General features: G+C 46.6%; 6 protein-coding genes. 1 reads left to right on the top strand and 5 read right to left on the bottom strand.

Annotated elements, in window-relative coordinates; genetic code table 11:
• Positions 1 to 95: 95 nt before the first annotated feature.
• Both B5Y40_RS10875 and B5Y40_RS10870 read right to left on the bottom strand, forming a co-directional pair.
• Entirely contained in the window at positions 96 to 1,589 is a 1,494-nt protein-coding gene (locus B5Y40_RS10875; protein WP_079686684.1) for a RagB/SusD family nutrient uptake outer membrane protein, read from the bottom strand.
• A gap of 23 nt (positions 1,590 to 1,612) precedes the next feature.
• Positions 1,613 to 4,564 carry a SusC/RagA family TonB-linked outer membrane protein gene (locus B5Y40_RS10870; RefSeq protein ID WP_079686683.1) on the bottom strand — a complete coding sequence of 984 codons (2,952 nt, stop codon included), beginning with the start codon at positions 4,562 to 4,564 and terminating at the stop codon, positions 1,613 to 1,615.
• Between the two features lie 559 nt (positions 4,565 to 5,123).
• Between B5Y40_RS10870 and B5Y40_RS10865 the strand changes: the two genes are divergently transcribed.
• Positions 5,124 to 7,850: an RICIN domain-containing protein gene (locus B5Y40_RS10865; RefSeq protein ID WP_159453657.1), complete on the top strand. Its 2,727-nt coding sequence runs from the start codon at positions 5,124 to 5,126 to the stop codon at positions 7,848 to 7,850.
• Between the two features lie 396 nt (positions 7,851 to 8,246).
• On the opposite strand, the gene B5Y40_RS10860 is transcribed toward B5Y40_RS10865, so the two are convergent.
• From B5Y40_RS10860 to B5Y40_RS10850, 3 genes are all read right to left on the bottom strand, one after another.
• Positions 8,247 to 12,365, bottom strand: coding sequence for a two-component regulator propeller domain-containing protein (locus B5Y40_RS10860; protein WP_079686681.1), 4,119 nt, complete (start codon positions 12,363 to 12,365; stop codon positions 8,247 to 8,249).
• 267 nt (positions 12,366 to 12,632) lie between these two features.
• A complete protein-coding gene (locus B5Y40_RS10855) occupies positions 12,633 to 13,529 on the bottom strand; it encodes a nuclear transport factor 2 family protein (protein ID WP_185145722.1) in 897 nt (298 codons plus the stop codon).
• Positions 13,530 to 13,620: 91 nt separating this feature from the next.
• A complete protein-coding gene (locus tag B5Y40_RS10850; protein WP_079686680.1) occupies positions 13,621 to 14,493 on the bottom strand; it encodes an AraC family transcriptional regulator in 873 nt (290 codons plus the stop codon).
• Positions 14,494 to 15,306: the final 813 nt, after the last annotated feature.

Here is a 15,306-nt window from a genome sequence, read left to right as displayed (position 1 = left end):
ATATATTCTGCGCATATACTATATATAAAAGTCCCCAAAGCAGCCTTGCATATATAGCGGCCGCTCCGGGGACTTCTGTTTACTTGCGAGCGGAACTATTTATATTCCGGCCGTGGCGCCCAATAGTAGGTATGATCCACATCCGATGGTTGACTTAGCAAGGTCACTTCCGAGCCATCACGGAGGGCAGTCGCTTTTGCCACCGTCTCGGTACGGACCAAATCAAACCAACGAATACCAACCTCCGCTGCAAACTCCCAGCCACGCTCGGCAAGAACAGCATCTCTGAAGGCTGAAGGTGAAAGACCCGGTGTCAGATCCTCCAAGCCGGCACGGCTGCGCACCTCGTTAACCGCATCATAGGCTGTTTGATCAGCTCCTGCAGACATTGCCTGCGCCTCGGCATAGGTAAGCAACACCTCGGAATAACGAATCACATATGTTGTCGCACTCCCCCACCAGTCATTGGCTGTGTGCGTGGTCCAATCGTAGCTTTGATCATCACGGTACTTGAGGAAATACGGGTGCTTGGTTAACGTCTCTTGCCAGCCGATTACATTATCGGGATCATGCTTTACAAAATACTCCTCCTGGTACGTTGCTGCCTTGCGAGGTCCTTCCGGAAAGTTCTCATAAAAAGCAATTTCACCAAAGCCATCGTCCCATCCACCCTCTTCAAAGTCGGGAGCAAACGGATTGGGCCCCATCATATTTCCGTTTTCCCAGTTCCAGGCCGACACATCGTTACTGTAATAACATGCGAACACCGCCTCCTGATTGATCTTGTTTTCAATCTTCCAAAGATCTCCGAAGTCTGCGAGCAGACCGTATCCCCAGGTTGCCTTCCCCTCCATTACTTCTTTTGCCTTTGCAGCAGCCAAAGCATATTTATCCGTTTGCTTCAACGGCCAGCCGGCCATGGTCAGGTATACATTTGCCAATAAAGCTTTTGCCGAACCACGAGTGGGAAATATATCCACGTTGTTTTGCCTGGCATTCCCCGTCCAATGGTCCGGCAATAGTTGCTCAGCCTGCTGCAAGTCGGTTACAATAAGGCTATAGATATCCGATACAGGAGCGTTCGGACGGTTGTTGTCTACCATCACCTGTGTAGGCATCGGCACCTCACCCCAGGTACGCGTGAGATAAAAATATGAAAATGCACGCATGAAGTATCCCATCCCTGCTGCATGGCTGCGCTGTTCCTCTGTGGCCTCAGTAGCTTTACCATGGTTTTCGATAAGCCCGTTTGCCGACTTAATTGTACCATAGAAATAATTCCACCAGCCGGTCATTCGAGAGTTCGATGAATTGGCATGAAACACATCAAAATCCGAGAAATCAATCTTATTTCCCGACCGCTTTGAGGTTAGGTCATCACCAGCGTAGTAAGGTGATACGGGCTGGTTAAATGCACCATTCAAGGTAACGGCCAGCGCCGCCTCGGCCAGCGTAAGATCCTGGGCCGTTTTATAAAATGTTTCCGGTGCAAGACTACCCTGGGGTGTCTCATCGAGGAAATCCTTCTCACAAGCCGCTAAGCCCACAAGTATGAGTCCCGTTAAGCAATATTTATAAATGTTTTTCATTATGCTTTTGCGTGTTTGTTTTGTTAAAAAGTTAAGACAGCACCAAGGGTGTAGGTTCTGGCCGAAGGGTAAGCTCCTAAGTCAATACCGCCATCTGAATCAGAGGTAGAACCCGTAGAGGAAGCTTCAGGATCGAAGCCCTTGTAGTTGGTGATCGTGAACAGGTTTTGCGCACTCACATAAACTTTTGCAGACAGGAACTTGAGATGACTCTTATCCACCTGATACGAAAGACTCACATTCTTCAGGCGCGCATAGCTCCCGTCCTGCAGGAACTGCGTAGACTCAACCCAGCTCTTGTTGGTGCTGCCGGGATTTGCCCACGTTGATGAGGTGTTGGCAGGCGTCCAATAATCGGCAGCCTCTGCAAGCGTAGGATACTTCACGTCACTGGTGGGCACGGCCGTGGCCGCATACGTTGCATTAAAGATTTTATTGCCGTAGACCCCTTGAATGAAAAGGTTCAGACTGAATTTCTTGTAGGTGACTGTATTGTTGAATCCAAACTGAAACTTGGGGATTGCCGAGCCAACGATAATTCGATCTTCCAATCCAATGGTGCCGTTCCCGCTGGTATCGGTATAACGCGCATCACCGGCTTTGTATACTCCGCTTTCGTTCTGGTAGACACCTTCCCAGGGAATCAGATAGAAGCTCGACATGGGCTGCCCTACCTGTAAAACCTGAATGGGCGCACTCATCAGACCACCACCCCACGTGCCGCGTTGAACCAGGGAGTCAGGCCCCAGGTTAATAACCTTGTTCCTGTTGGTGAAATAATTAACTGCTGCGGACCACCGGAGATCATTCGTCTGGATGATCACCCCTTCTACAGCCAATTCAAGTCCTTTATTATTAACCTTTCCAACATTTTTAAGAAGTGATCCTCCACCGTCATAATTAGCAATGCGTGTTGCAAGCAACAAGTCGGTGGTATTCTTATCATAGTAGTCAGCGGTAATGTTTATTCTCCCTTTCAACAATCCGATGTCTAATCCGATGTTGGTCTGTCTGGTAGTTTCCCATTTCAAATCCGGGTTGCTCGGGTTACCAATGGTATAGGCAGGATACAGCGTGTTGGTACCATACGAGTATGTTGTGGCTGCCAGCAAGCCCAAAGTACCATACGGGTTAATGGCCTGGTTACCGGTTACACCCCATCCTCCACGTAACTTCAGGTTTGAAAACGCATCGAGATTCTGGACAAATGCTTCGTTGGAAAGTTTCCATCCGGCACTCACCGACGGGAACATACTCCATTTGTTGGCTCCCTGGAATTTAGAAGAACCATCCCTGCGCATCGCTGCCGTGAACAGGTACTTGTCATTGAACGCATACTGCACGCGTCCTACAAAGGATAACAACGCCCAATTGGAATAGGTCGAAGCAATAGACTGCGTGTTATTGAGGGCAAGGTTGTTATATCCATTCGAGGTGGTCGCTAACCCAGAACCCTGAGCGGCGAACGTCTCAGCCTTATTGGAGGTAGATTCCACCACGGCTGTGGCCGTTACATCATGCTGGCCGAACATTTTATGAAACTCCAGGATGTTATCGGTCTGGAAGGTGTAACTCTGAGAGGATGACTGCCCAGCACCGGGATTACCAGAACTTATATAGTCATTGTTCAAATAGGCAAGCTTAGAGATGTTCATGTTCAGGGCCGCTGTCGTGGTAAAAGTCAGGTAATCGGTCAGGTCAAAACGGAGGTTTGCATTGAACACACCCACGTTGCTGAAGTTATCGCTGAGGCGTTCTTTAATGGTCATGTAGGGGTTAGACCAGATGGGGGAAATACCAAAACGGTTGTAGGTGCCATCTTTCATAACAGGCTCAGTAGGTGCCCATGTCAATGCTGACATCACAGGATTGCCTTTTCCTCCTGTATCGGTATTGTTATGGGAGTTTAGTCGTGCCCCATAGAGGTTAAGACCAAGACTGATCCATTTATTAATGTTGGTCTGAAGGTTGGTTCGAAGTCCGAATTTTCTCTGCGATGTATTCAAGAGCACACCGTTTTGGTTGACAGTAAACCCAGAAATAAAATACTTCACATCCGGCGAGCCCCCAGAAAGTGAAATCTGATGACTTTGGGTGATGGCACGATCAAAAATCTCTTTTTGCCAGTTGGTGCTTTTACCGGCAAAAGATCCGGGATCAGCAAATACGGCCGCACCGGACGTAAGGTTAGCAATCCTGGCATAGGTCTGGGCATCCATCAGATCATACTGCTTCATAGGATCGACAACGCTTACAAATCCATTGTACTCAACTTTGGGCGCCCCTGTCTTTCCGTTTTTAGTGGTGATGAGAATTACGCCGTTAGAGCCACGGGATCCATAGATCGCTGTAGCGGTGGCATCCTTCAACACCTCCATGGACTCGATATCATTGACGTTGATCTCGGAGAGTCCAACACCGGCTAAGGCGACCCCATCCACTACATACAGTGGTTCATTATCGGCAGTGATAGAATTTGCACCGCGTATACGGATTTTAACCGCCCCACCAGGTGCTCCTGAATAATTCGAAACGGACACCCCGGCAACACGGCCCTGGAGGGCAGACGAGGTATTCAGCAGGGGTTGGTCCTTGTATGACTCCGCTGAGAGCTTGGCAACCGAGCCGCTTAAATTCGATCGCTTTTGCGTGCCATATCCAACGACTACGACCTCATCGAGGCTTGTCACTTCGGGGCTCAGGACGACATCAACGCCGGTACGGTCCCCGATGGAAACCTCCTGCGATTTATAGCCAATAAAGCTAAACAAAAGAACACCATCTGCCGGAACCGCGATGGCATATTTGCCCTCGGTATCCGAGGTCGTCCCTAGGGAGGTTCCTTTGACAATAATGTTTACACCCGGCAATGCCTGCCCGGTATCATCCTTGACAGTACCCGATACTGTCGTTTGCCCGTTAGCCAGAAAAGTAAGTAGCCAAAGACAAAAGCTAAGTAGAAGTTTGATTTTCATAAGTTGTTTGGTTTGATTAAGTCGCCGCTAAAAGAGCCATTGAAAATGATTGACAGCGGCCGTCAATCACTTTGAGCACCCCATAGGGTTCTTTACTCGTAAATGGTTCCAAACACAAAACTAGAGGCGATGCATACGTTTGCATGGATAAAATTTGCCAACCAAGGGGGTGAAAATTGTCAACCTTCCACGTGCGTTGCAGGCGGGATTACAAGCCGGCGCTCCGACGAGTTCTTTCAAGTAGCCGTTACTGGGTATTAAGCCTGGCGGCAAAACCTCAGCAACGGACAAAGACGTGGACATGTATTTGAATAGTGTTAATATCAGACATGCGGAAAAACACAACCACCCCTTATTATTCGTCATGGGTAGCACTTTTCATCCCTCCTTTCAGCACCAAGCCTTCAGTTGGTAAAGATCTCATGAATCCATTTTGACAAATATGCCCCCTCTCGTTGGTCAATATCATGCCCCGCAAACGTATGCACAAACGTTACTTTTGGCTATATGTGAAGCAGGGTTGCTTCATTTCAGTTTCAACCATCTAAAACCAAAAACCATGACGTTCAAACTTTTACTCATGCGGATTTGCTCCCTTGTCGGAAGCCAGGCCAACATAAGAGGGTCGTTGCCTTCGCCTTGTTGGGCATTTCTCATTGCAGCCATTATGTTCAGCTGCTTATCATGGAGTGCCCATGCACAACTGGTCACTTATCCACAGTTGTCAAGCCTGCAGGGAGTGCAGTATCCCTACACCGTGCGCGCCAAAGTCAATGGTTCGACTACCTGGAGCACCCTTGCCCTCTACAATGCACAGGTCGTTGGCCAAACGGGATCCGGCATCAACACAACGGTCACCAACTTCGACTGTAACGGGCCGATAGACATTGAAATCACATTCAATGCAGCGGTGACCCAGGCAGCTGTCCGCCCGAACTCCCTTAACATAACACCGAGCATCGATGGCACAAAAATCACCTTTACCATCCCAGGGCCAAAAAAGTTTTATGTTGATATCAATGGCAATCACTATAGTAATTGCATCCATTTTATCGCCCAGCCTTTAGAAGTAAACCCGCCTCAGGCGAGTGATCCCAACGTTATCGTTATACCGACGGGTACTTTTGACAATACCGTCAAAACACTCTCGGCCGGACAAACACTATATATACAGGGTGGCGCAGCAGTGGCGGGCGTTGTATGCGGTGATAATACCAAGGTTATCGGACGTGGATTTATTTACCGGGCCGGCTATGATGCCCTCAACATCACGCGCGTCAACGATGTATACATTGATGGATTAATCGACTTAAACCATGGATGGGGTGGCGGTGGTGGCGCAGGTATACGCTGTGGCCAATCCACCAATGTCACCATTCGAAACACCGTGTCGTTCAGCTCCAAAAAATGGGGCGATGCCTATAATATATTCAGTTCTCAGAATGTCACAGTCGACAACGTATTTATACGAACACACGATGATGCTATAACATTCTACGGAGGCGGCAAAAGCGGCTTTACCGGCAGCTGCAAAAATATCACCGTTACCAATTCCGTGCTGCTCCCCGACCTTGCACAGTCATTCCATATCGGAGTTTATGGTGATCAAAACATAGACACTGAAATACGCGATATCGTTTGTTCAAATATAGACATTGACGACTGGAGTCGCTCGGGAGGCCGGCCGGTGATTTACTTCACCGTGGGCGACAGGGTACGCGCTGCCAACCACCGCTATGAAAATATTCGTGTCAATGGTTATATGGACCCGGCAACGTATTCAAAGACATTCATTGGACTGGCCATCGTAAACAATGGAACCTACAACTACGCACCCGGGCGCGAAATTGACAGTATCTATTTCATGAATATATCCTTTACGCAGGCAGGCTATACCCCCGGCTCTTCTGTGAGAGGCTGGGACGCCACGCGCATGACCAAAAACATCTTCTTTCAGGGAATAAAAATGAATGGCGCTACCATTACCGATGCTGCGAGCGGTAACTTCAACATTGGAAGCTATACCCAGAATGTAACCTTCGCTGCAACGGCCAGCGCCGCGCCTATCGTTACAAGCCCCACCTCAGCATCTGCCCGGTATAATACTCCCTTTACTTACAAAATAACCGCGACAAACTCACCTGCCAGCTACAGTGCAATGGGACTACCCGCCGGACTTTCCATCAATGCCAGTACCGGCGTTATTTCCGGTACACCGACAACAGCAGGTTCAACTTCAACGGTTACGATCACAGCCACAAATGCTTCCGGCACGGGGTCACGAAAGCTATACATCGTAGTTCCTCCCGTACCCGTTATCATCAGCTCCACCACGGCCACCGCCACGGTGGGTATACCGTTTAGCTATACGATTGCCGCAGACAATTCACCCACCAGCTTTAGCGCGACTTCTCTGCCAGCAGGCATCTCGGTCAACACCAGCACAGGAGTGATTTCAGGGACTCCAACCGTTAGCGGATTCTATTCAATCACTCTTCAGGCTACCAACTCGTTTGGAACCGGAGCACCCGTAACGCTAAGCCTTCGTGTAGCGACAAGCGATGACCTGATTGTGGGTGGCACCTATGTACTAAAAGCTGTCCACAGCGGAAAGGTAGCAGACGTTAAGGGCGCATCACCAGACAACGGCGTGACTATTTTGCAGTGGCCCTATAAAGAAGGCGCCAACCAGCAATGGATCCTCGAAGATGCAGGCAATGGATATTACAAGCTCAAAAACAAAAACAGCAACAAATATATGGATGTCAACGGAGGGTCAACTGCCGATGGAGCAACCCTCATTCAGTGGCCCACCGTCAGTGGCCAAAACCAGCAATTTCAGATCTCGCACGTTGATAATTATTACACCATCAAACCGCGACACAGTGGAAAATGTGTTGAAGTAAAGGATGCATCGCCTAACGATGGGGCTATATTGCAACAAATGACCTGTAATGCCAACGCCACCAATCAACGCTGGCAATTTGAACTTGTTACCTCACAAAGTAACGCCCGTGTCGCCTCGGCCAGTGAAGTGTATAGCGAAGACGTCTCGAACCCCACCGAGCTGTATCCCAATCCGGTAAGCGATATCCTCTATATCAGCGTAATGGATTCAAAGCAGGCCGTTGTTGAAATATATACCCTACAGGGGGTGTTGCTCTTGACTAAAGAGGTTTATTCCAGCAAGGCCGCCGTGGACCTGACGAGTATAGCACCGGGAATCTACATGGTAAAAATCAAAGAAAGCAACCTGATCGTTTCAAAAAAGATAGTAAAGTTATAATCGAAGATACCTTTGCAAAAGATGAGGCCGCCTTACGTGAGGCGGCCTCTTTCAATATAGCTCTGTATATATTCCTATATATACCTCACGCCACACCGCGAATATCTTGCTGCAAAATAAAAGAATTACTTATGGGGCGTTGACGTACCGACGATAGTATATATCTATCAAACTCTTAAAGGCGGGCTAGTATACACAGCACCTTCACGCTCCTTGTGCCAATCTTTTTCATCACTCAAACCTGGTATATATTTCGCTTTAGTTCAATTGCAATCTCCTTAGGAATTTGCTGATCATAAAAATACCGCACAGTGCATTATGCAAAACGCTCTACCCAAACAAACTGCCCGTCTTCAGCGATATAGGATATAGTATATACTTAAAGACCTTACCACATTAGACTTTCGGTATTTGTTCAGAATTTCCCTTGTGGTATTCCGATGGTAAACACCCGAACTGATCACGAAAATAGTTCCGGAAGTATTTCAGCTCCGAAAAGCCGGTCTGAAACGCAGCTTCCGAAACACTGTACTGGCCCGTTTCCAAAAACTGAGCAGCGCGCTTTAGCCGAATAGACCGGATAAACTCCTGAATAGTTTGACCCGTTAACACTTTTAACTTCCTGTAAAGACGCGAATGACTCATCGCCAGCTCCTGACACAACGACTCTGCTGTCAATTCCGGATTTAGTAAATTAACCTCCACATAGCTCATGGCATGCTGCAGAAATTTCTCATCGAATGGCGTAATCTCTATGTTGGTGGGTTGTAAGGTAATTTTCTTGCTATAGTACTCCTTCAACTTCTTGCAGGACTCCAGCAAGCGCCGGATTCGTGCCACCAGTATGATGGGATTAAAGGGCTTTTTGATGTAGTCGTCTGCTCCTGCATCCAAACCGGATAGCTCACTCTCCGGCATGTTCTTGGCCGTTAATAAAACTACCGGTATATGCGAGGTCATCACATTATTCTTGACCTTCATGCACAGTTCAAAGCCATCCATCCGATCCATCATCACGTCACTGACAATGATATCGGGAACCCGATCCATAGCAATTTTCCAGCCTTCCTCGCCATTGATTGCCTGGATAACATTGAACTCATCATGCAAAAGATCAATAAGGTAACTCCGAAGTTCATCGGTGTCTTCAATGATCAGCACAAGCGGCTTATCATCCTCTATGGTTTCAGCGCCCGGAACAAATTCAACAGCGGTAGGAATACAGGGTCGGGTGGAATGAAGGGAATCAGCTGTTAAATTCTTAAGCGGCAGCCGAATGCTGAACTTGGAACCTTTGCCTTCTGCACTCTCCACCGCCACAGCCCCACCATGCAACTGAACGATCTCACGCACCAAGGAAAGGCCTATGCCCGTTCCTGAAATTTTTACTGAGTCCACCACGGCAACCTGGTAGTAAAGGTCAAAAATCTTGTCGAGCACATGTACAGGCATACCGCGGCCCGTATCTTCAACATGTATGCAGCAGAAGGATTTGTTAATGAGATGGTCCTTCTCGATTGACAGGGAGCAACTGACTTTGCCACCCGCAGGCGTATGCTTGAATGCGTTGGACAGGATGTTGGTGATCACCATCTCGATTTTACTCTCATCGAAATCAGCCATCAACTGATCAATGTCACTCTGAAAGCTGTACTTTACATTTTGACGACTTGCCAGATCCTGAAATCCTTCGAAGACTTCAAAAGTCAACCGGACAATATCGCCTTGCTCACTTTGAAGTCGCATATTGCCGCTCTCGGCTTTCCGTAAGTCAAGGAGTTGATTGATGAGTGTCAGCAATCTTCCTGAATGCCGATGCATTAAAAGCAATTTCTCCCGAATATTTTTGGGTAAATCTTTTAAGATCAGGACCTCTTCCAGGGGACTGATGATTAATGTTAGCGGTGTTTTTAATTCGTGGGAAACATTTGTGAAGAACCGGAATTTCATCTCGCTCATTTCCTGCTCTTTCATCTTTTCTAATCCAGCTTTGGCTGACATGAGTTGAGCCTTTTGCAAATCTTCCTTTAGATGCATTTGCTTCTTCACATAATACAGTACCACCAGGGCAAAGCCACTAATCACACCCGCATACGCTACATAGGCCCACCAGGTACGCCAAGGCGGTGGCAATACCGTAATGCGTAGCGTTATTGGTTTGCCCACCCAGATGTTACCCATATCACCTGCTTTCACCTGTAACGAATATGAACCCGGTGCCAGGTTCGTATAGGTGACCGTTCGTGTATTCTTCACATTGGACCACTCCTTGTCGAAGCCCTCCAGCTTAAAAGCATAATAGTTTTTCTCCGGCATTGAAAAGTCCATCGAAGAAACTTCCACGGTGAATACTTTGTCAAGGTGAGACAAAACAATCGCATCCGTATACAAGATTGACTTATCCAGAATCTTACGCCCGTGCACCAATTCGCCCGGGTATACGTCCTGATTCATCACCTTTAATGAAACAAACGAAAGTGGTGAAGACACCTCGGCGAACTTTTCATGTGGGTTAAAAACTGTCAGCCCATTGCTGCCGCCAAAGTATAACAGGTTATCCTTGCCGCTGCAGGCAGCATTCTCCGAGAACGCATTGCCCTGCAGTCCATCACTGAGGTTGAATAGTTGAACATGGTGATTGTCAATATCGAACTTAAATAATCCTCCGTTTGAACCAATCCATAAATGGTTCTGGTCATCGGCGATAATCGAGGTTATGTAATCATTTGGCAAACCACTTTTCCGGGTGAAGTACGCTACGGTCGGTGCATCATTCAAAACGGTTACCCTGTTCAGGCCTCCGGCAGTACCTACCCAAATATTGCCGTGCCGATCTTCCTGGATACAACTGACGATATTGTTACTCAGCCCACCAGTACCTTGCGACACCCGAACAAAGCCATCTATATCAGGCCTGTAAAGATGCAGTCCCTTATAGGAACCTACCCAAAGCCTTCCCTTGCTGTCTTCGTATAGCGCGCTGATACGATTGGATGCCAGGCAAAACGAACTGCTGGAATCATTCTTATAGTGTCTAAAGGAAGATTTCGCGTTGGCATCTCTTCCCGTTAACCGGTTCAACCCCTGCCGCTGCGTTCCCACCCATAACCTGCCCTGGCGGTCACGCAGTATGGCTGTGACCTTCTCGTCACTAAGCGAAGTCTGCTCAAGCGGATCGTTTGTGATAGTTTCAAATGAAATTTTATCTCCGACAATTCCTGTAATCCTGTGCAGGCCATAGTTAGAACCAAACCAGACATCACCATTAACATCTTCAAAAAGTGTGTGAATGTCATTTACCTTTAGATCTTTAATCTTGTCAAAAATCTCCTGGTGGTGGAAAATTTCATTTCCCCGAAGTTCGTTCAGCCCGCCGCCTTTCGTCCCGATCCATAGCCTCCCTGTGCGATCTTGCAACGTACTCAGAACATGACCACTGCTGAGGTTACTGTTCTTGAATGTGTAGGATTGAAAAAACCTGCGTTGTGTGGTAAGCTTACAAACACCACCGCCGTCGGTTCCAACCCAAATGTTCCCGGTACGGTCTTCGAAAATGGTCAGTATAATATCAAAGTCAGTGTTATAGCGGGCCCGGACATCGGGGGCAATGAAAACCTTCTCCACGTGGCCTTCCGGATCCCGGTGTTTAAGACCCTCACCCCAGGTTCCCATCCATAGAGAATTAGACCGCGTGGGTTTAAGAAGGCAATAAACGTCATCTCCTTGTTGAAGGTGCTCAGCAGACGAAAGTCTGATGTGCTCGGTAATTTTTTTCTCAGTAAAATTGTAGATGATCACGCCATTTTTCCAGCCTGAAATGTATAATTCATCCCTGTCGTTGTCAGCAATGAGAGAGGTTATCATAACGTGTTGCGGCAAGTTCAAATTCACCGCCACTGGTTCCTGTGTTCCCTTTTCAATCCGGTAAAGCAAGTGATCGGCAGACACCCATAATGTGCCGTCCTTTGTACAGCGCAGCGCCAGCACATGGCGTCCTTTCAAAAACCGGGTAAACTTTCCTGTTTTCGGATTAAAACAATTCAGCCCGTTGCCATCGGTGCCAACCCAGATTTTTCCGTCCTGCGTTTCAGCAACCGCCACAACACCATCTCCACTCAGTGAGTGCTGATCTTCTGCCCTGAACTGGAATTGTTCGACTTTTTCAGAGAAGGGATCGAACGAGTTTAACCCACCGGCCTTTGTACCAATCCAGATTTTTCCATCAGAGCCTTCAAACAAAGTCTCAATCGAATTGTTGGAAAGACTGTTCACCGTGCCGGGTTCGCACTGAAAGACTTTCATGCTTGCCCCATCATAGCGTGCCAAACCACCGCGGGTGCCAAACCATATAAAACCTTTCTGGTCCTGAATAATTGCTGTCACCTCATTTTGAGGGAGACCATTGTCGATTGTTAAGTGCTCAATTGAAAAATCCGGAGGCTGGCCATACACGTTGGCAATCACAATACCCAAACACACCCCTGTAATAACGGTTCGGAAAAAACTTTTCCTCATAAACAATACGCCTGGTTTCGATTTTCACAGAAACGCTTAAGATACTCAAAAATACAAGCGCTTGAAGGGGGTAAAATCCGTCAGAAGAGGGACTGAAATCTGTCACAAACGGGCCTTACCTCGTGGCTGGGCTCCACAGGTATGAAAACGGACCGTGTCTTGTTCAACAATTTGTCATTGGAGCAAGAGACTCCGGCCCTTGAACAGAAAAATACTGGGAACAGTTTTTATAATTGTCCCCAGTATATATACAACTTATTTTAGTTATTAGAATCCGAATTTACCATTACCGTTTTTCCAATTCTCTTTTGCTGGTATTGGTTCGATCACATCCCAATGCTCGGCGATCTTACCATTTTCAACCCGGAATAAATCGTAGAACGCGTTATAGCTTTTTCCAAAGTGCCCCTCGCTTACCACAAGTACGAAGTTACCCTCTCCCAAAACTTTGTGAATCGTGTCATACTTCAACGTGACACCTTGCTTAGAGAGTTCACCTAACGTCTTACCAAGGCCTGAAAGCTGATCTGGAATCTGGGGATTGTGCTGGGTGTAGTTATCGCCATTAAAATAACCTGCAAGCTTGTCCATTTTTCCGTTCACCAGGATATCATCCACAAATTGCCGGACAAGTTTCTTGTTCTCTTCAGTTTTTGCTGTATCTGTTGAGGTGGCCGGACCATCGATCATCGTGTGTCCGCTCGGGTTGGGTTGCTTGGGAGTTTCCTGGAGATTGTCCCAATGTTCTACGATGAGACCATCTTCAAATCTGAAAATATCGAACCCGATCTTTGGGCCGAAGAAATCATATTCGGTATGCGTGAAAACATAGTTGCCATCCTCAAACGCTCTTACCGTTTTCACTTTTGCTGAATTTGGTGGTAACGCCTTTAGAAGCTCACCAAAACCGGCAAGGCCATCGGCAGCGCCTAAATTATGCTGCGTGTACTGATGAGGGTTGATATAGGCGATAGGTTCACCTGCGCCGGTCTCTATTGCTTTAAGCAATTCGACACCTTTTTCCTTATTACTTTTTGCCATAGTCGTAGATATATTGGTTGTTGTTGAATCATTTTCTCCGGCAGTGTCAGTGGTTTTGTTTCCTGAGCATGCAGCCACTGCAAGCGTTATTAGGCCCAGCACTAAAGTTTTGATTGTTGTCATCGTTGTGTTGTTTAACAATGCAAAGATGCTGGTCCAGGTGCCCCGGGGAAAGGTAAGAACCGGCCTTCGAATGATACTTTTGGGACAACTGTCAGAGATGTGTCTGCCGAAACTCGGATGGCGTTTGACTCGTTTGCACGCGGAAGTATTTGATAAAGTTGGTGGGCTCATTAAATCCCATGTCAAATCCAATTTCCTTGATGCTTTTGTTGGTATACACCAGAAGTCTTTTGATCTCAAGCAATACACGTTCGCTTATGATGTCCTTGGGAGATTTTCCCAGCACGCGAGCAGTCGCACGACTAAGTCTTTTCTCAGAAACGTGCATCATCTCTGCGTACTCATATACTGACTTAACGCTACTGAAATGCTCATTAACCAGGGAAGTAAATAATATTGAATAGTCGCGATCTGCGCCCTTGGGAATCTCCTTGAAACCTTGTCTTCTTTTTTCCCGGTCACACAAAAGCAAAAAGTTGTGAAGGTAGTTTTGAAGAATATCACCTTGCACAGCATGAGTTTTACCGGCGATCTCCGCTCCCATCAGCTCCAGCAATGAAATAAGACTATGCTTAACACCATCCAGCTTCAAGGGTGTTCTTTCCAAGAGATCATTGAAAAGAATTGTGCTGTTAAGAAAATCTATATCCTGTTGATTTTTGGAAAAGAACCGATCCGTAAAGATGATCACCTTACCATCATACTTTTCCGAGGAGTCAAACAGGTGTACCTGGGCCTTGTTGATAAACAGAATCGAATTCTTCTGCACCTTCACCGGATTAAAGTCAACCAAGTGTGTGGGGCTTCCCGTTTCAATCCAAATGATGTGATAAAAATCTGTGCGATGCGGTAAGGTCAGTAGTTTCCTGTTCTTTAAGTATAGGTCTTTGATGGAAATGATTTCAAGTTCCAAAGGAAGGCCAGGTTTGAATTTAAACTCCGCTATAGCTCTTTTACTCATCATAGACTGGCAAGGTATAAAATCAACGCGACTGATTGTACACCTGACTTTTGATTACCTTTGCCTAGCTGCAGGCGAGCATCTAATCTTTGTTCGTCCGACAACCACCTTAAAAAATTTTTGTTTTTTTTTAGCGACCGTATATATATATATACTTAAATAAGGGTGTATTGGGCCAGGTCAATTATGTTAAGTTCCTCACCTGACCTAAATATACCTTCTGTAGAGATTGACACCCCTCAGTTATAGCCCATCAATTCAGTAATGAACCATATAAAGATGCTCATCAATTGGACAGTTAGTTCCCTGACAAATGATGTTGCGTTCAGGTTAATCCTAAGACCGGACATCAAAGAGAACCAGCAAAATTCCTTTACGTATACATGACCATCTGTAAATACAGGTGATCAAAGGCCCATGTGGAAAGACGGAACACACAATAAAATATATAAAAGCAGTTCATCCATTCAGTACAGTTATTTATGGCATACGTTTTAGTCGTATTTCATCAGATGCGCCCCAGACATACCTATAGATACCCTCCAGGCATACAGAGTATTATAGCAACATTATTCATTTGTAGCACACAACCCTACCCTTTCAAAAAACCGGGTTAATACTCTCTGACACAGAAAGGAAGAAAACAAGAAACGATCGGAAGACTAAGATATATATAGAAAGACGATAATTATGGCGCATCCAATATACACCTGAATCTCTCCCACTAACGGTGTCAACACATAAGATATATATACCTTAATTCAATCAACACCTGATATAAGTTGCACCATCATTATCATTTTTATACTGTCTGAT

The organism is Ohtaekwangia koreensis, from assembly GCF_900167975.1.
GTDB lineage: Bacteria > Bacteroidota > Bacteroidia > Cytophagales > Cyclobacteriaceae > Ohtaekwangia > Ohtaekwangia koreensis.
Note: the sequence above shows the minus strand (reverse complement) of the source record. Positions and strands in the feature narration are given on the sequence as shown.